The sequence below is a fragment of the Bacillus sp. FJAT-47783 genome, assembly GCF_022808615.1.
Classification (GTDB): Bacteria; Bacillota; Bacilli; order Bacillales; family Aeribacillaceae; genus Bacillus_BZ.
The window spans coordinates 37343-55064 of the sequence record NZ_JAKZKS010000006.1; the positions used below are offsets into that span (position 1 = coordinate 37343).

The 17722-nt window shown below is 37.2% G+C and carries 17 protein-coding genes; 3 read left to right on the top strand and 14 right to left on the bottom strand.

The window, feature by feature from the left end; translation table 11 throughout:
• Window positions 1-79 precede the first annotated feature (79 nt).
• From murC to MLD65_RS06425, 8 genes are all read right to left on the bottom strand, one after another.
• A complete protein-coding gene (gene murC, locus MLD65_RS06390) occupies window positions 80-1384 on the bottom strand; it encodes a UDP-N-acetylmuramate--L-alanine ligase (RefSeq protein WP_243291057.1) in 1305 nt (434 codons plus the stop codon).
• A gap of 340 nt (window positions 1385-1724) precedes the next feature.
• Window positions 1725-2822: a nicotinate phosphoribosyltransferase gene (locus tag MLD65_RS06395; RefSeq protein ID WP_243291058.1), complete on the bottom strand. Its 1098-nt coding sequence runs from the start codon at window positions 2820-2822 to the stop codon at window positions 1725-1727.
• Between the two features lie 128 nt (window positions 2823-2950).
• Window positions 2951-5545 carry a DNA translocase FtsK gene (locus tag MLD65_RS06400; RefSeq protein WP_243291148.1) on the bottom strand — a complete coding sequence of 865 codons (2595 nt, stop codon included), beginning with the start codon at window positions 5543-5545 and terminating at the stop codon, window positions 2951-2953.
• Between the two features lie 131 nt (window positions 5546-5676).
• Window positions 5677-6282, bottom strand: coding sequence for a YtpR family tRNA-binding protein (ytpR, locus tag MLD65_RS06405; protein WP_243291059.1), 606 nt, complete (start codon window positions 6280-6282; stop codon window positions 5677-5679).
• Window positions 6283-6297: 15 nt separating this feature from the next.
• Window positions 6298-7104: a DUF1444 domain-containing protein gene (locus tag MLD65_RS06410; protein WP_243291060.1), complete on the bottom strand. Its 807-nt coding sequence runs from the start codon at window positions 7102-7104 to the stop codon at window positions 6298-6300.
• Between the two features lie 36 nt (window positions 7105-7140).
• A complete protein-coding gene (locus MLD65_RS06415; RefSeq protein WP_243291061.1) occupies window positions 7141-7458 on the bottom strand; it encodes a thioredoxin family protein in 318 nt (105 codons plus the stop codon).
• A gap of 5 nt (window positions 7459-7463) precedes the next feature.
• Complete coding sequence (locus MLD65_RS06420; RefSeq protein WP_243291062.1) at window positions 7464-8480, bottom strand: PTS sugar transporter subunit IIC; 1017 nt, start codon at window positions 8478-8480, stop codon at window positions 7464-7466.
• 200 nt (window positions 8481-8680) lie between these two features.
• Complete coding sequence (locus MLD65_RS06425) at window positions 8681-9184, bottom strand: hypothetical protein (RefSeq protein WP_243291063.1); 504 nt, start codon at window positions 9182-9184, stop codon at window positions 8681-8683.
• A gap of 151 nt (window positions 9185-9335) precedes the next feature.
• Here MLD65_RS06425 and MLD65_RS06430 point away from each other — a divergent pair, with 151 nt between their 5' ends.
• A complete protein-coding gene (locus MLD65_RS06430; protein ID WP_243291064.1) occupies window positions 9336-9788 on the top strand; it encodes a YtoQ family protein in 453 nt (150 codons plus the stop codon).
• Window positions 9789-9810: 22 nt separating this feature from the next.
• Here the strand turns inward: MLD65_RS06430 and MLD65_RS06435 are convergent, their stop codons facing one another.
• Window positions 9811-10353, bottom strand: coding sequence for a DUF84 family protein (locus MLD65_RS06435; protein ID WP_243291065.1), 543 nt, complete (start codon window positions 10351-10353; stop codon window positions 9811-9813).
• 28 nt (window positions 10354-10381) lie between these two features.
• The gene (locus tag MLD65_RS06440) at window positions 10382-11455 is read right to left on the bottom strand and encodes a M42 family metallopeptidase (protein ID WP_243291066.1); all 1074 of its coding nucleotides are present in this window, start codon (window positions 11453-11455) and stop codon (window positions 10382-10384) included.
• 463 nt (window positions 11456-11918) lie between these two features.
• On the opposite strand from MLD65_RS06440, the gene MLD65_RS06445 reads away from it, so the two are divergent.
• Window positions 11919-12236 carry a PepSY domain-containing protein gene (locus tag MLD65_RS06445; RefSeq protein WP_243291067.1) on the top strand — a complete coding sequence of 106 codons (318 nt, stop codon included), beginning with the start codon at window positions 11919-11921 and terminating at the stop codon, window positions 12234-12236.
• A 79-nt stretch (window positions 12237-12315) separates the two neighbouring features.
• Here MLD65_RS06445 and MLD65_RS06450 read toward each other — a convergent pair whose 3' ends face one another.
• On the bottom strand, window positions 12316-13176 hold the full coding sequence (locus MLD65_RS06450) for a YtnP family quorum-quenching lactonase (RefSeq protein WP_243291068.1): 861 nt from the start codon (window positions 13174-13176) through the stop codon (window positions 12316-12318).
• A gap of 239 nt (window positions 13177-13415) precedes the next feature.
• Window positions 13416-14087: a tRNA (guanosine(46)-N7)-methyltransferase TrmB gene (trmB, locus tag MLD65_RS06455; RefSeq protein WP_243291069.1), complete on the bottom strand. Its 672-nt coding sequence runs from the start codon at window positions 14085-14087 to the stop codon at window positions 13416-13418.
• Window positions 14088-14317: 230 nt separating this feature from the next.
• On the opposite strand from trmB, the gene MLD65_RS06460 reads away from it, so the two are divergent.
• Window positions 14318-14596: a YtzH-like family protein gene (locus tag MLD65_RS06460; protein WP_243291070.1), complete on the top strand. Its 279-nt coding sequence runs from the start codon at window positions 14318-14320 to the stop codon at window positions 14594-14596.
• On the opposite strand, the gene MLD65_RS06465 is transcribed toward MLD65_RS06460, so the two are convergent.
• Together MLD65_RS06465 and pulA are read right to left on the bottom strand one after the other, a co-directional pair.
• The gene (locus tag MLD65_RS06465) at window positions 14571-15425 is read right to left on the bottom strand and encodes a phosphotransferase family protein (RefSeq protein ID WP_243291149.1); all 855 of its coding nucleotides are present in this window, start codon (window positions 15423-15425) and stop codon (window positions 14571-14573) included. The two genes, MLD65_RS06460 and MLD65_RS06465, sit on opposite strands and share 26 nt — an antisense overlap.
• Before the next feature lie 141 nt (window positions 15426-15566).
• A complete protein-coding gene (gene pulA / locus MLD65_RS06470) occupies window positions 15567-17720 on the bottom strand; it encodes a type I pullulanase (protein ID WP_279325985.1) in 2154 nt (717 codons plus the stop codon).
• Window positions 17721-17722: the final 2 nt, after the last annotated feature.

Sequence of the window (17722 nt, forward strand, 5' to 3'; positions counted from 1 at the left end):
CTGGATGATGACATTACGAAGTTGCCCACAGGACGCGGGCAACAGTTAATCGCAATTGGAGCGCCTTGTGCTTTTCTTATTATTCATTTGCAAGATGCTGTTCGTAGGCTTTTTGATATTTTTGAATATCTCCAGCTCCCATAAAAACGAGTACTCCGTTATCATACTGTTCTAATATCGAAGTATCTTCTTCATTCATTAATTGTGCACCGTCAATGAGATCTTTCAAATCATGGATTGTTAAGCTGCCAGCTTTCTCGCGAGCAGATCCGAAAATATCACATAAATATACTTTATCCGCGAGTTTTAAACTTTCTGCGAATTCGTTCAAGAAAGATTGTGTTCTCGTAAATGTATGTGGTTGAAAGACCGCGACAATTTCACGATCTGGATACTTCTGTCTGGCTGCTTCAATCGTTGCTTTAATTTCAGTTGGATGGTGTGCATAATCATCAATGAGAATTTGGGAATCGATTTGTTTTTCGTTAAAGCGACGTTTAACTCCTTCGAACGTTAATAATCGATCCTGAATAATGGCTATATCTATATTTTCATATTGACATAAAGCGATTACGGCTAATGAGTTTAAAATATTATGATTTCCATATGATGGAATCCGGAACGTTCCATAATACGTGTTGCGCACAAATACATCAAATTTCGTTCCAGTTGTACTTTTTTGAATATTTCTTGCTTGGAAATCGTTATGATCATTAAAACCATAATAAAGAACTGGCACTTTCGCTTGAATTTGCTGTAAATACTCATCGTCCCCACAAGCGATAATTCCTTTTCTCACCTGTAACGCCATCTGTTGGAAAGCGTCAAAAACATCATCAATATCTTGAAAGTAATCTGGATGATCAAAATCAATGTTCGTCATAATCGCATAATCTGGATAATACGAAAGGAAATGACGGCGATATTCGCACGCTTCAAAAACAAAATACTTGCTATTTTCTACCCCTTTTCCAGTTCCATCACCAATTAAGTATGAGGTTGGTTCAGCTCCTTGCATAACATGTGCAAGTAAACCTGTAGTAGAGGTCTTACCATGAGCACCTGTCACAGCAACACTTGTGAATTGGCTCATGAATTCACCTAAAAAATGATGATATCGATAAATAGGCAGGTCTAGATGATGCGCTTCTGCTATTTCTTCATGTGTATCAGAAAATGCATTGCCTGCAATGACTGTAAGTCCAGAATGAATATTCTCTTTTGAAAAAGGGTAAATAGGAATGTTTCGTTCTTCCAATGCTTTTTGAGTAAACAACTCTTTTTCTATATCAGAACCTTGAACTTTATAATTCATATCATGAAGAATTTGCGCAAGCGGGCTCATACCTGTTCCTTTGATTCCAACAAAATGATAAACAGTCATATAAGAACCTCCAACAATCGTCTATCTGTATGACAGTATATGACGGATTACTAGTTTTGTAACTAACAACTCATAAACATTAAAATCCATTACGCTACATCATTATAGCATTAAAGGGAAGTTATGACTATTCGAACAGAGAGACTGGAACATAACGAATGGGAAAACTGTTCGTTTTTTACACAGTTTTCCCATTTCCACCCTTTCATATATCTTCTCTGTTGAAAAAGCTTCTCTTCACTTGTTAAGGAATGGAATACATCCCTTCCCCATTGTAATGAATATGTTGTCGGATAACTATCCTCCATTTTACTTATTTTCATTTTTAACAACGAATTGTTTAATCTACCTTTTCTAAACGAGGATTTGGGCGATAACGACGTCCAGCTTTCGCTTGCGGTTTCCCGTTTAATAAAACGTTATCACCTGTGAAACCGATATGAATTTTTAACAAGCTACTTCCAACGCCGTAAATATCAACAGGCACTTTTTGCTGTTCAAATTCTTTAATTCGCTGCTCATTAAAACCTCCACTAACAACAATTTTCACATGTTCAAACCCTTCTTGATCTAACGCCTCTCTTAATGCAAAAATGAGAGGTGCATTAACCCCGCGCGGATCAAATGTACCGAGCACATCAGGGTTACGAACAAAATATTGATCAATCATTGTCCTAGACGTATCAACACGAACCCCTTTTAATTTATCCCCAAATTCTCGAGCAACACGGAGCGCATCTGTAATACAGTCGTTATTATAATCAACAAGGACGATGAGCTCATCTTCTGGAAACTTCTTGTAATAAGCTTTCGCTGCCTCCACAACATCCCCGTCAAATAGCTGAATAAGGGCATGGGGCATTGTACCCATTCCTTGTTTACCCCACCATTCATTCATCGCGTGTGTGGCTTGAGCTGTTGAACCACCAATATACGCTGCATAACCATCTCCTGCTTGTTGTGTATAATGGTCGTCACGATCTCCCATGAAAATGACTGGCTTTTGTTCACCAGATAACCCAGCGGCCTTTACGACATTGTAAACGTTTGTTGCTACGGATGTTCGACGAGCTAAAATTCCATCAATAACTCCTTCAAGATATCCGAAGCTTTGATATGGGCCTGTTATCGTTAAAACCGTTTCAAAAGGACTGATTTTGTCGCCATCTTTTAACGAATAAATCTCTAACTCATCTGGATTATCCGCAAAAGTCTTCACTAACGCAATGACTTCGTCTGTTCCACAAAGAACAGCATGTTTTTTCTGAAAGAATTGCATCGTTACCCAATTATCAGATCTGAAATCTTTTACAATTTCTTTCGTCTTTAAAAAGTAAACAGCAGAAAACCATCCATCTTTTATACGTTCATCAAATTTAAACGTGTTATTTGTCAAACGCTTAATTTTTCCCTGCATTTTTAATTCAATTTCCTTCATTCAATCTAAGCTCCCTTTTTTCGATTATGTAATGAAAGTCATAAGTATTCCGCTTTTATCACATGGTTGTAATATGATGGCGATGAAGGTATGTTCATACCATTTATGCCCATCTTATCATATTGAGACTATTCAACACTACTTTCTTTTATTATGGAAAATTCTTCTTCTGTGACAAGAACATCCCTCGGTTTACTTCCTTTTGATTCGGAAATAATTCCTTGTTGCTCCATTAAATCAATAAGCCTTGCTGCACGATTATACCCAATGCGAAAGCGACGTTGCAGGCTCGAGGTAGAGGCACCGCCTTGCTCAATAACAAATTCACACGCTTCATTGTAGAGCTCATCTTCTTCTGAAAAATGGTCTACTTTCTTTAACAAGTCTTGCTCTGAAAAGCTATATTGAGGCTTCCCTTGCTTACGAGTATGTTCAACGACCCGTTCGATTTCGTCATCTGCTACAAAGTTTCCTTGCAGGCGTACTGCCTTCGATGATCCGTTTTCAAGGAAAAGCATATCCCCTTTACCGAGAAGCCGCTCCGCACCAGCCGTATCAATAATCGTACGGGAATCAACTTGAGATGATACAGAAAAAGCAATGCGCGTAGGGATATTCGCTTTAATTAATCCAGTAATGACGTCAACAGATGGTCGCTGTGTCGCAATTAACAAATGAATTCCACACGCTCTAGCTTTTTGAGCAATTCGACATATTGCTTCCTCTACATCTCCAGGTGCCACCATCATTAAATCGGCTAGCTCATCGATAATAATGACGATATATGGAAGCTTTTCGCCTTGATGATGTTTCTTCACTTGTTCATTAAATCGGTTAATGTCTCGTACACCTGTATGAGCAAATAATTCATACCGCCGCTCCATCTCCTCTACAGCCCATTTAAGCGATGCTGTTGCTGCTTTCACATCCGTGATAACTGGACTGACTAAGTGTGGGATATGATTATATGGTGCAAGTTCAACCATTTTTGGATCAATGAGCAAAAGCTTTACTTCTTGTGGTGTTGCTTTATATAAAAGGCTAATGAGAATCGTGTTAATGCACACGCTTTTTCCAGATCCTGTTGCACCAGCTATGAGCCCATGCGGCATTTTCTTTAAATCGGTTACAATTGGGTTTCCTGAAATATCAAGTCCAAGTGCTACGGTTAGTCGTGAAGTGCTTTTCGTAAATTGAGGTGATCGTAAAATTTCTCGCAAATAAACCATTTTACTTTTTGGGTTCGGCACTTCAATTCCAATTGTATTTTTACCAGGGATCGGCGCTTCAATGCGAATATCCCGAGCGGATAAGCTTAATTTAATATCGTCTGTTAAATTAGTAATTTTACTTACTTTCACTCCAGGCTCTGGTTGAACTTCCAATCTTGTAACAGAAGGGCCTTGTGTAACATTAACTACGTGTGCCCGAACATTAAAGTTTGTTAACGTACGATTTAACAACTCTGCTTGTTCATTCACCCAGTTACTATCTTCCGTTTTTTCAGCCGGTGGCATTGTTAATAATGAAAGAGAAGGGAATGTATACCCTTTATGTTCTTGTCGAGCTAGCTTACGCTTATCTCTCCCAAACATGAGTACATTGTATGGTACAGCTTGATCCCGATTTCCTTTATGCTGTTCGTTTTTCCTATCCTTATGGGATTGTTTATGCTCTTTATTTCGTCCGTCAGGATTGGACGTAAATGTTTCCGTTTTATTTACCAATGTAGCATTTGTTCTATTCTCTTTTTGTTTATTGTCTTCAGGATCATCATTTTCAGCTTTTGTCTCATGCAAGCCATTCTCCCTTTGTACTTCTGTGGAAGGTGTACTAATTGCTTCTTCACTTTGTTTTTCAAGTGGTGCTTCCAATTCATTAGGAGAAGCATGCGTCTTCATTTGAATAGATTTTTGCTGATCATGATTCTCTTCCATCGAAATGTTCGTATTTACAAATTCAAATACTTGTTCATTATGAGGCGATTCACTAGCTGCTATTTCGTTCGGAGCCACCTCTTGAACGAGTGAAGTTTCATGAATTTGCGACGAATTATGAGCGTCAATCAAACGATTATCAATGCATTCTTCAGGAGACTTTGTCGCTTCATTTTCATTTGTTTCATCAAAGGAATAATTGTTTATTTCATTTTCCTCTTTATTGATCTGATTTTCATTTTGTTCACTATGAGGAAATAAAAACTCCTCTTTCATCCTATTCGTTGTTTCTTCCGATTCAATTTTTTCAAAAGATTGTACGTCAATCGGTTCATTAAGTTGTTGCTCTATTTCAACCTGACTCTGTTTTTTATTCCCTTTCAAAAAATCTTCTATGTATAAATCATCTTGCCGTGGTCCAAAACCGTATATCGGGGAAGGAATTTCTGTTGGTCGAAACCGACCACGACTTTTAGCTGGTTCTTGATAGGGTTTTCGATAGACATGTTTCGGTTCCTTTCTATCATGTTCATCGTTAATGGAGTGCACACTTTTTTGTTTCCTCCTAGGATAAGTTTGTTCATCGTCAAACATAATAGGGAATCGAAAATTTCCTTTCGGATATCGATACGTCACACGTGCCGTTACTTCTTGTTGTTTATTTGCTTGATTTGTTATTGATTCATCTATCATTTTCTGTTTATCGGTAAAATACTGCTTCTGAACTTGTTCGGGCTCTTCTGAATCTCCAATCATCCATTTAACTATTTTTGAAAGCCAACTCATCATCTATCACTCTTTCAAACTTGTTGTCATTTTACTCTTTCATTGTATCAATAATATAGAAATTTTAAAGGATAGATATACCTAATAAAAAACCACTAGTATTTCAACTAGTGGCGCTTACTTCCATTAAATCATTCAAAAAAAGGTGTACCAACTTCACGGTCATCTTCTAATACTAATATTCCCTTTTCTTGCGGAGCATTCGGTAAGTTCAACTCTTTTGCTGAACAAATCATTCCACTTGATTGAACCCCGCGTAATTCAGCATCTTTAATCACTAATCCACTTGGCATAACCGCACCTACTTTTGCTACAACAACTTTTTGTCCAGCATCGACATTTGGCGCACCACAAACAATTTGTAAAACTTCTTCTCCAACATCAACTTTACAAATGCTTAATTTATCTGCATTTGGATGCTTTTCTTTTTCTGAAACATACCCCACAACAAATTTCGGAGATAAATCTACCTCTAGATTTTCTTCAAAACCATTTCTTTGTAAAATGTGATTCATTTTTTCAACTAACGATTCTGTTAATTTTACGTTTCCATTTCCTTCAAAAGAGTAATATGTACTAGCATTAAAAATATTAAACCCAACTGTTTCATTTGAATTTGCTTGAAAAATGCGGACAACATCGCCCTTCTTTTCAAATGCTCTCTCTTCTCTTGGTAAATCCTTCATTTGAATAAGTAAAGTATCTCCAATTCCTTCTGCGTTATAAAAAACGTTCATCACTTTCAACCCTTTCTACTTATCTTTTTTTCGATTTTTGCCGAGTATAAAAATTGGATCTAGCTCGCCATTTTCATAAATAAACGATAAAGCAGTAATCGGTACGAGACCATTTGCGAAAAAACTCATCGTTAATTGAGCTAAAATATCATACCCTGCTTCATTTTGAATATCACCAATAATTAATACATCCTGATGAGGAACGGCTACCACCATATCTCCGCTTACTTTTTTCGCATATTGTTGCAGGAGCGATTCATTTAAAATCCGACTTGCATCGTAGCCGTCGTTTGTACGAACAAAGTAAAAATCATTTCCTGCCACTTGGTCCTTTTTCACTACTGTTTCAAGCGATCTTAGATTAAAGAGGGCCATTTCTTTTATACGCTGATGTGACCAGTTTTCACTATCCATTAATTTTTGATCAATTAATCGATAAGACTTTCCGAGATCAAGTGCATAATAAATTCGGGTTTCAGCCGTATGTTCATCATATACAAGTGGAATCCCCTCACTTGATTTTATAGGAAAAGAGGTGGAACGAATCACAGGCAAAATATTTTTTTCTTTCCCTGAAAGTTGTTGATCGTCCTTCATTGCTTGAAAGGATTCTTGAATATAATAAATAAACTCTTCGATTGCTTGTTCCTTATTTTCTTCATATTTGGCTATTAGACCAGGTAGTGAAATCGTCACACCTTTATTCACATGTTTCTCCTCAATACGTAACGTGTCTTTTTTACGATCAAAATGATACGTATATGCCCCTTCCTTCAACCTTTCTTGAAGAATATCCACCATTCTCTTTGAGGTCATCTTCATCGTACCTACCTCCTTCCAGTTTCATTTTCTCTCTTTTTACTTTTTAAGAGAATCGATAAACTGTTGAATTTGTTCCTTTGTTTTCCGATCCTTACTAACGAAACGACCTATTTCCTCCCCCTTATGAAACGCCACAAAGCTTGGAATTCCAAATACATTTAAGTTTGCACATAGGTCAATAAATTCGTCACGATCTACATAATAAAACGTAAATTGGCTATTTTCACTCTGAAGCTCAGGAAGGATGGGCTCAATAACGCGGCAATCTGGGCACCAATCTGCTGAAAACATGAAAATAACACGTTCTTCTTGTTTTAATGCTTCAAATTGTTCCATTGATTGTAATTTTTCCATATGATTCACTCTCCTGTATTAATTTTTAAATCACCCAATTGTATGAAACCTTTTTTTCTCATCCATTCGGATAATACCAAACTAATAACGGCTGGACCAATAAAATGCAATAACAGGACAGACCAAAATGTTCCCATCGAAAAGCCCATCGTCGAAAAAGTCATGATTTGTCCTACGAGTCCACTTGTTCCCATTCCCGCCCCAGCCGCATTATTTGTCATATTTAAAAGAATGGTTCCAAAGGGGGCTAACAGGGCGCCAGCAACCGTTGGAGGGATCAAAATAAGAGGGTTTTTCACAATATTCGGCACCTGTAACATCGATGTTCCTAACCCTTGCGCGATAAAACCACCGAGACCATTTTCACGATAACTGCTTACAGCAAATCCAACCATTTGCGCACAACAACCGATTGTTGCAGCCCCAGCTGCTAATCCTTGTAAATCTAACATTAGCGCAATGGCAGCACTTGAAATAGGTGCCGTTAATGCTAATCCCATTAAAACTGCGACTAAAATCCCCATAATAAAAGGCCGTTGTTCGGTCGCCCACACAATAACATTTCCAAAACCTTCCATAAAGTCTGCTATGTATGGTCCAATAAACGTTGCTACAAGGTAACCCGCACTAATCGTCACAAATGGGGTCACAATAATATCTACTTTCGTTTCTTTGCTTACAAGCTTTCCAATTTCAGTTGCGATTAATGCAGCGGCAAAACTGCCAGCAGGTCCTCCGTGAGTGGCACCTGCCGCACCGCAAATAATCGCTGAAAATAAAACGAGCGGCGGGGTTTGTAGGCCGTAAGCGATAGCCCCCCCAATAGCGGGTCCCATTAACCCCATAGCAAGTGTACCCATTTCAATTAGTGGATGTAAAAAATCAATTTGTTCACCAATCGTCTTTATTATAAGCCCTATAATCAAAGAAGAAAACAAGCCAAGTGCCATATAACTTAAAGCATCGACAAAATAAACTTTTGGAGATAACGTAACTCCTTTTTTCATCAAAAAGCTTTTCATTTTATAAAACCCCTTTCATAAAAAAGCATTGGCCCTCACTCACCTTAGGAAGAACATATTTTTCCGAGGCGAGAAAGTCATTTTCTCTACACATTGAAAGTTTTGTCTCGAGGGGGAGGAGCTGGACATTTCGAACATGTGAAGGAATGGATCGTTTCTTATCTTCGAAAGAAAAACCCCCGGTTACACCGCGGGTGTTATTAGTATTGTACAGACCGAACAATTTCTACCAATTTTTTTGCACTTTTAGCAACCTCGTTACCTTCTACATGTGTCGTTAACTTAGCTCCACCTAATCCAGCTATGACTTCATACGTGTTTTCATCTATTTTACTTACAATTGTATACGTAAACGCCTCATCCGTCACGCTCGTTTTATCGATGATAAGATCTGTTACGGTTTCTTTTGCCTTTTTATAAAGCATTTCACTCGTTCTCTTCTCATTCGGATTTAAAAACAAAAGATATTGTTGACTACCTTCTTTTAAAATTAAATTATTACCTGAATGGGATTCAATTTCAAATGATTCTGGCAAATAAAAAGAGAATTGTTCAACCGACTCATTCGCCTTCACTGGGGATTGCTGAAATGCTTCATGTATCGCTTCGGTTGCTTCTTCCTTTACTTCCTCATCAGTTATAGAACAACCGAACAATAAAATGGTAGACAAAATCACAGTGAAAGCGGTTTTAAAAATCTTCACTGTCGCTTCCTCCTTTATACCTAGGACTCTCTTCTTATCATACCCTTATTGAAAAAAGGTTGACAAGGGAAAACGACCATCCTTATTTTGGGTATCTCTACATGATTTTTGTTACAATAGTGATAAGAACATTTAAGGGAGGATTTCAGGAATGGAGTTAGTCGTTTATTTAGCTGGAGAAATACATACGAATTGGCGAGAAGAATTAAAAGAAAAAGCAAAAAGTTTGCAGTTACCGATTCGATTTGTCGGACCTATGGAAAATCATGGGCGTTCTGACAATATCGGTGAAGAAATTTTAGGTAAGCAGCCGAACAACATTTTTAAAGATGAAGTAGCTTCAAATATGAATAATTTACGAACGTCTATTTTAATGAAAAAAGCTGATTTAGTCATCGCCCGTTTCGGAGAACAATATAAGCAATGGAATACTGCAATGGATGCGAGTACTGCCATTGCATTAAATAAACCACTCATCTTAATTCGGCCAAATTCTCTTCACCATCCACTGAAAGAGCTATCAAATAAAGCGAATGTAACTGTTGAAACAGTCAACCAAGCATTAAAAGTTCTTGCTTACATTTTTGAAGACGGTAGCGAATAAGACACGAAAAGCTCAGGGATTATCAACCTCCCTGAGCCTTACTCATTTCGTGCACCCGTTTTTTATACTGCCATTGACCAATTAACATTTTCAATATATGTTCAAACATTTCTTTACGGCTTACGAAACCATTTGTAAAAATACCGATAGCTCCTTCATTTTGACTAACATTTTCTTGATTCGTATAGACGTCCATTATTTCGCCTAGTTCTTTCCCTTTTGTTAACTCAACGTATACTTCTTTCGGTAAAGGGATTTTTGCGCCACTGGCAACAATTGGCCGAATATCTTGGTCAACTAACGCACCCCAGTTACATAAAAAACATCCTTCTTCTGTTTCCATGACGCCCCCTTCAAGGCCAATCCCAATGTCTGCTTGCTCTTTTATGAGCGCATTTTTCGCTCGGTTTATCGCACCTTGCATCGTTTCTTCATCGGAAAAAGGCTGTTCTGACACTTCTGATGGGACGACTGTTTCAATAAATTGAATCGATTCACAAAAAGTGAAAGCATCCTTTACAGCTTGTACCTTCGCACGATTTTGTGTGCCAATTGCTACTTTCATTTATTTACCTCCATCGCCTAAAAACCCTTTAAGCATTTTCTTTTATCGCCTTTACTGTTGATTTATCACAAGCTTTGACTAATTTAACAAGGAGCTCCTTTGCAGCAGCATAATCATCAATATGAATAATGGAAGCATGTGTATGAATATATCTAGAACAAATCCCGATCACTGCTGAAGGAATTCCTTCGTTTGACATATGTACTCTTCCTGCATCTGTTCCACCTTGTGATACAAAGTATTGATAAGGAATCTGCTCAGTTTCAGCCATATCTAAAACAAATTCTCTCATGCCACGATGCGTGACCATCGAACGGTCAAGAATACGTAATAACGCACCTTTTCCGAGGTGTCCGAATTCATTTTTTCCGCCGGTCATATCGTTTGCAGGGCTTGCGTCTAACGCAAAAAATATATCAGGTTTTATCATATTCGCCGCTGTTTGAGCTCCTCTAAGTCCAACTTCCTCTTGCACAGTAGCACCTGAATAAAGAGTATTCGGCAATGTTTCCTCTTTTAGCTCTTTTAATAGCTCGATCGCTAAACCACAACCGTACCGGTTATCCCACGCTTTCGCTAATATTTTTTTAGAGTTGGCCATCGGCGTAAAGGGGCAAATAGGAACAATTTGTTGACCTGGCTTAATTCCAATTTCTAATGCATCTTCTTTGGAATCTGCTCCAATATCAATGAGCATATTTTTCATTTCCATCGGACGTTTTCTTTTTTCTTCGTCTAGTAGATGAGGAGGAATTGATCCAATGACCCCAATGACAGGACCGTTATCTGTAATAATTTGAACGCGCTGGGCTAATAAAACTTGACTCCACCATCCTCCAAGTGGTTGGAATCGAATCATTCCATTGGATGTAATCGATGTAACCATAAAACCGACTTCATCCATATGTCCTGCTACCATCACTACAGGAGCATCTTCTTGTCCACGTTTAATCCCAAAAATGCTTCCGATCTTATCTTGAACGACTTCATCAGCATATTTTTGAAGCTGCATTCGCATAAATTGACGAACCTTATGTTCATTTCCTGGTGCACCTGGTAATTCCGTTAACGTTCGAAACAATTCAATCGTTTCAACATTCATATATAGTACCCCTTCCTACCATCACGAGTTTCGATAGACATTCAAATCTTTAATTTTGTATAAAACGTAAAATGAGCATGATAAAGTGAAACTTCATTCAGTGGGGATTTTTTTATGCCCCACTGAATGTTAGTCCCTACGGGATGACCTAAAGGCCCTTGTGACCCACAGGATGTGGGGGTTACACAGACGTTGCCACAAGACGTGGCGCTCTTAGTCTGTGTTCATTTTTTCGGACCTTTACGGACAGTTGGCCACCACCTACCTTCTTTGCATTACTACAGAATCTTGAGGTGGGGGTCTTCCTGCCCGTTAAGAGTGGGATAAAAGATACTCTACTTTCATTTTACAGAAAGTAAGAAAACCTTTCCACTTCCCTCTATTTTAACAAAGATGTTTAAACATTGTTGAAAAGAAAGGTATACTTAAAAGAAAGGATTTTAATTGAATTGGAGGGAATGAAATGAAATGGAGAACGTTTTTAATTGGCACAGGGGTTGGATTACTTTTAGGGTATTCGCTCAAAAATAATTGGAGTAAAGCAATCATCTCTCCTGATAAAGCACTCAGCCTCGTAAAAAAAACATTCAAAGAGAAAGGCGCCATTAACGGATCGTGGATTTACACTATCCCTCAAAATTTCGATCATAACGATTTAACGTATACGATTTATAAAGTCGGAATATCTTTGACTCAAAATGGTATTCCCGAGCAGTTTGAAATAGCTGTTGATGCGAAAACCGGAACTATTATCCATTTAGAAAAATTAACAAATCTATAAAAACATATGGAAGTCGATAATTGCTGAAGAAGCGACTGTCTCAAAAGCTTTTTTACTTAAGAGTCAGTCGCTTCATTTTTTACACAGTAGTTTCCTGTTTTTCTTCCCGTTTAATCGTTTCGATCAATTCTCCTTGCTCGTTCCATTTCACAGCACGGTAAATTGCATCATGATAAAACGTAAACCACGCATTTTTTTGGATAAATGTTGGAATCCACTTTTGTTTTTGATAAATCGAATCCATCGGATAATCATCATAAGCCATCACCCAAAGGGCATTTTGATGGGCATGAGTTGGCATTAAATCAGCTAAATGAACAATTTGTTCATCTCCGTCTTCAATGACAATTATACTATGCCCATGACTATGCCCCCCAGTATGAATCATTGTAATGCCATCAATAACTTCAATGGAATGTTCATATGTTTCTACTTGCTTTTCAATCGGTTCCCAGTTGTCTTTCCAATATGTACTTTTCGACCGAATATTCGGACTTTTCATTTCCTCCCATTCGATGTTTGACGTTAAAATTTTCGCATGAGGAAAAGTGGATACAAGCTCGCCATTTTCCCACTTCGTGACTCCACACGTATGATCAAAATGACAATGAGTCAATAGCACATAGTTGATATCATTCAGTGTTAATCCAAGCTCTTTAAGAGACGCTTCTACATTCGATTCTTCCTTAACCCCAAAGTTCCGCTTCAATTTTTCATTCATTTTGTCTTTTCCAATTCCCGTCTCAATTAAAATATTGGTTCCATCCTTTTGAACTAAAATCGGATCACAACGAAGCGGAATTTGATTACGATCATTAACTGGATACTTTTTAGACCATAAAAGCTTTGGCACAACCCCAAACATGGCACCGCCATCTAAATGGACATTTCCTCCGTTTAACCAAGTTAATTGAAAATTACCTACCTTTAAGCTTTCCATTTAAATCCCTCCCCAAGTTCCATCTTATCATAGAACATAAAGGAATGGGCCAACCATAGTTCTTCCAATGTTCAATTTAACTACTTTTTTCAAAACGTGAATAAGTAATCCTATCACATGTCGACTTTATTCATCACTTTTTCAATTTTATCGATCACTTTTTGACGAATATTCATCACTTTAACGTATTTATCATTTCTTTTTGTCCTTATTTATTCAACAAAAAAAATCCCGCGTACCTACACGGAATCTACGCGGAATGATGATTTCTTTAGCGGATATTTTACTTCTGCACGGTAAATTCGTTGCCCTTTTTCAGAAAATTTTTCTTCATATTCTGTCATGATGTTGCCTTCGAAATCACTTTTATGAAGATCAAGACTAACGAACTTTAATAGTAAGCCATACTCTGAAAAGCTTTTTAAAGAATATTCAAATAGGCCTTGATTATCTGTTTTGAAATGAATTTCACCGCCATCTCCCATAATCGTTTCAAAAATCGATAAAAACGTTTTGTATGTTAAGCGACGCTTTTCATGACGATTTTTTGGCCACGGATCAGAGAAGTTCAAATAAACACGGTTTATTTCATTTGGAGCGAAAATGTCTGTTAAATCTTTTGCATTCACATTTAATAACTTTACATTCGGAAGCTTTTCTTGTTCTAATTTGTTTAACGCTGAAACAATGACACTTCGATGAAGTTCGATACCGATGTAGTTTATATGTGGATTTTGTTTTGCCATTCCAACGATAAACTGTCCTTTTCCAGTTCCAACTTCTATATGAATAGGATGATCATTGTTAAATAATTGATGCCACTTACCTTTATTTTCTTGCGGATTTGGAATAACAAATTCCGGATGCTGCTCAATATATTCATTCGCCCAAGGCTTATTCCGTAATCGCATTCAGTTAGACACCTCTACTATTTTTTTATAATCGAAATAAAACATATCATGAAATTTATTCAATTCGCAAGTGAAACTTAAACCCGTGTCATCAAAACATTACTTTCTCATTTTGTCTTCACCACTTTATGAGAACAATAAATGAGGACAGTTTTGAACTGTCCTTCAATCTGTATATTAAGCATGTAGCTTGTACAACATAATCATATATTTACATGGGGGTTGAAACGATGCAATTGAATCATAAACATCAATTAATGCTATTAAAAGATATTTTATCCGAGCAACATAGCGAGTGCTGTGGGACAGACTCAGAATATGAGCAAATGGAAAGACTCATTCAATCTCTTCTTCAAAATAACGAAGTAAATGAAACATTAAAGCAATCTTTACAAAACATGTATCAATATAGTCAAGGACGCAATAAAGGACCGAATTTTTCCGAACACATTACTGCTTATAAAGATGATATCCCGAGTTGGATTACCGATCTAAATACGTTTTCGTAAGCATGAAATGTAATTCTTGAAGACGGATTTGCATTTCCTCTTTTTGATTTTTAGTTTTTGACCAGGCGATGGAAATTAGCAGTTGAGCTAACACATACCAATTCATACGTGCAAGTAATTTTTCTGTCAATGAAATTCCGTATTTTCCCAACCACATCTCCCATTCCTCTTCAGGAATATAGGAATATAATAGCATGCCTAAATCAATGGCAGGATCTGCAATCATGGCACCGTCCCAATCAATTAAATATAGTTGCTGATCGTTGGAAAGTAACCAATTATTATGGTTAATATCACAATGACAAACGACCATTTCATCATGCTCTATGTTTGGAAGGTGGTTCTCTAACACGATTATCGCTTGTTGAATGACCGGAACTAGCTGCAATTCTACATCAACGGTTCGCTTGATCTCATGTAACAAGTCTTTTGGTGTTAGCGGCTTTTTCCCTAATCTCTTTAACATATCTAACAGCTCATTTGAATGATGAATTTTATAAAGTAATTGTGCAACCTGCTCATCATTCATATCTTTTGGCTTTAACTCCCTTCCGTTTAGCCAATGTTGAGCTGTTATGACATCACCATTTTCCATTCTTCTCGTCCATACAAGTTTCGGAACGATTCCTTCAGCAGATAACACCGCTAAAAAAGGGGATGAGTTCCGTTTTAAAAAAAGCCTTTTTCCATCCTTTTCTGCATAAAACGCGTCCCCAGTTGCCCCACCTGCTGGAGAAATTGCCCACTCGCTACCTAATACATACTCCAACCAATTTGCATTCAATTTCAAGCCCACATTTCGTTTTAGTTTTTTATTATTATGCTTCATTTTATTAATCATAACGATATCGTCCGTAATTGTTATTATAAGAAATAAAAAAGACAGCTATTGGGCCAAAAACTCGTAACAATAGCTATCCTTTTAAATTTTATCGTTATCTTATATTTTAAGTCAAGAAAAAGTCGAATGTTACTTTCGATACAATACGTAAGCACCAATACTATGCAATGAAATGTATTCACAAACCGTCGTTAGAGGGGCAAAAGGTGAACATTCATCGGGTGTACAAATGACCAACCATTCATCATTATTTTCTAAAAACAATGTTGATTCTTTTTGATGATTTTTAAAAATGACAAATATGTCGTTCCAAGGTCCATGTTCTCCAACATCATGCAGTCGATAGGCGACTACCCCGTCATGTGTTTCTACAAATGTACAATGCTTTTTTACTAATTCAGCAGTCGGAAAACGAAAAGCACCGTGTAATTTTCGCAGAGAAATTATTTGTTGAATATATTCAATATCATGCGCATATTTTTTTCGATGTATCCAATCGATTTGGTTAATCGTATCAGGTAAGTTATAACTATTCTCTTCCCCTTTTTTCGTCCGATAAAACTCTTGTCCGCTGTGTAAAAACGGAATACCTTGTGATAGCAATACGATAGTAAGTGCCAATCGCTGTCTTTTTCTTCTTATTGCTTCATCCTCATCATCTAAGCTTATGCTCATTTTATCCCAAAACGTATGATTATCATGTGACTCTACGTAATTGACAGATTGAACTGGATGTTGAAAAAGCCCCCTTAAATGGGGATTAAATGGGATACATCCCGTTACAGATTCCATTATCCCTGAAATTTTATGGTTATTCCCTAAGGTAAAGCCTTTTTCTTGAAGGACAAATGTACTTCCTTTTACCGTATCTCGAAAATGATCATTAAAAAAAGATAACCCCGGCATGTTCACTGCATTGGCAATCGTTGCTTTTTGATTATACGGAAGAGATGTTTGCAAATCCCACCCTTCTCCTAAAATAATTGCATCTTTCTTTCTTTTGATCGTTTCCTCATGAATGATATTCATTGTGTCTATATCTAAAATTCCCATTAAATCAAAGCGAAAGCCATCAACATCATACTCATCTAACCAAAATTGAATGGAATCTAAAATAAATTTCCGCACCATTTTCCGCTCAGACGCCATATCATTTCCTACACCTGTACCATTTGACGGTATACCGTATTGGTCGTGCCTAAAGAAATACCCTGGAACAAGCTTTTCAAAACTTGATTCCTCGCGAATGTATACATGGTTATAGACAACGTCCATGATGACCTTTAGCCCATACTGATGAAGGGCTTGAATCATTTTCTTTAATTCGATAATACGTGAGTAAGGATCTTTAGGGTTTGTCGCATAACTCCCTTCTGGCACATTGTAATGGAGGGGATTATACCCCCAATTGTAGGAGAGCATCGGATTTAATTCATCTACACCTTCAAAATCATTAAAAGGCAATATTTCTACATGCGTGATCCCTAGCTCTTTTAAATAGCTTATCCCTGAAGAATAGCCGTCTTCTGTTTTCGTATTGGCTTCCGTTAAAGCTAAATACTTCCCTTTATGAGTCATCCCACTCTTTTCGTGTATGGAAAAATCACGTATATGCAATTCATAAATAATCGCATCAGTCGCTTGATTTAAAGGGCGGGTATCTATCTTCTCCACCTTTGTTTTTTCAAGGTCGATTACAACACCGTATTCCCCATTGACTGATACAGCCTTCGCATACGGATCAACGACTTCATTCCAAATTAAATTGACACAAACTAGATACGTATAATAATAACCTTCAAATTGTCCATCTACTTTAACAGACCATACTCCTTTTTCTTCGCGCGTAAGGGGAATCTCTAAAACGTCCATCGTATCAGGTTGAGTTAATTTTAATTTTATATGTGTAGCACTTGGGGCCCAAACTTTGCATATGATATAGTCATGAAAAAATTGCAGCCCTAAATCCTCCCCGTCATAATAAAACTGTTCATCAAAAAATAGCGTTCGGATGACCGCACCAATTTGCAAGTCCGTCTTCAAGCCTGTTTCATCTTGAATATAATATGTTTTTCCAAATTCAACCGGAGACTTCAGCTTTAAAATAAATTTTTGATACCGCTCAATCGCATAATTCTCTAAAATATCTAAAGGAAACGTAACATCCTCTAAACATAAATGAAATGCTTTCTCTTGTCCGTGATAAGACTCCTTTGGCCATAAAATGGTCACGATGTTTACATCATCTAAGTATGCTTCAAATTCTCGCTTCACCGATAGCAAGA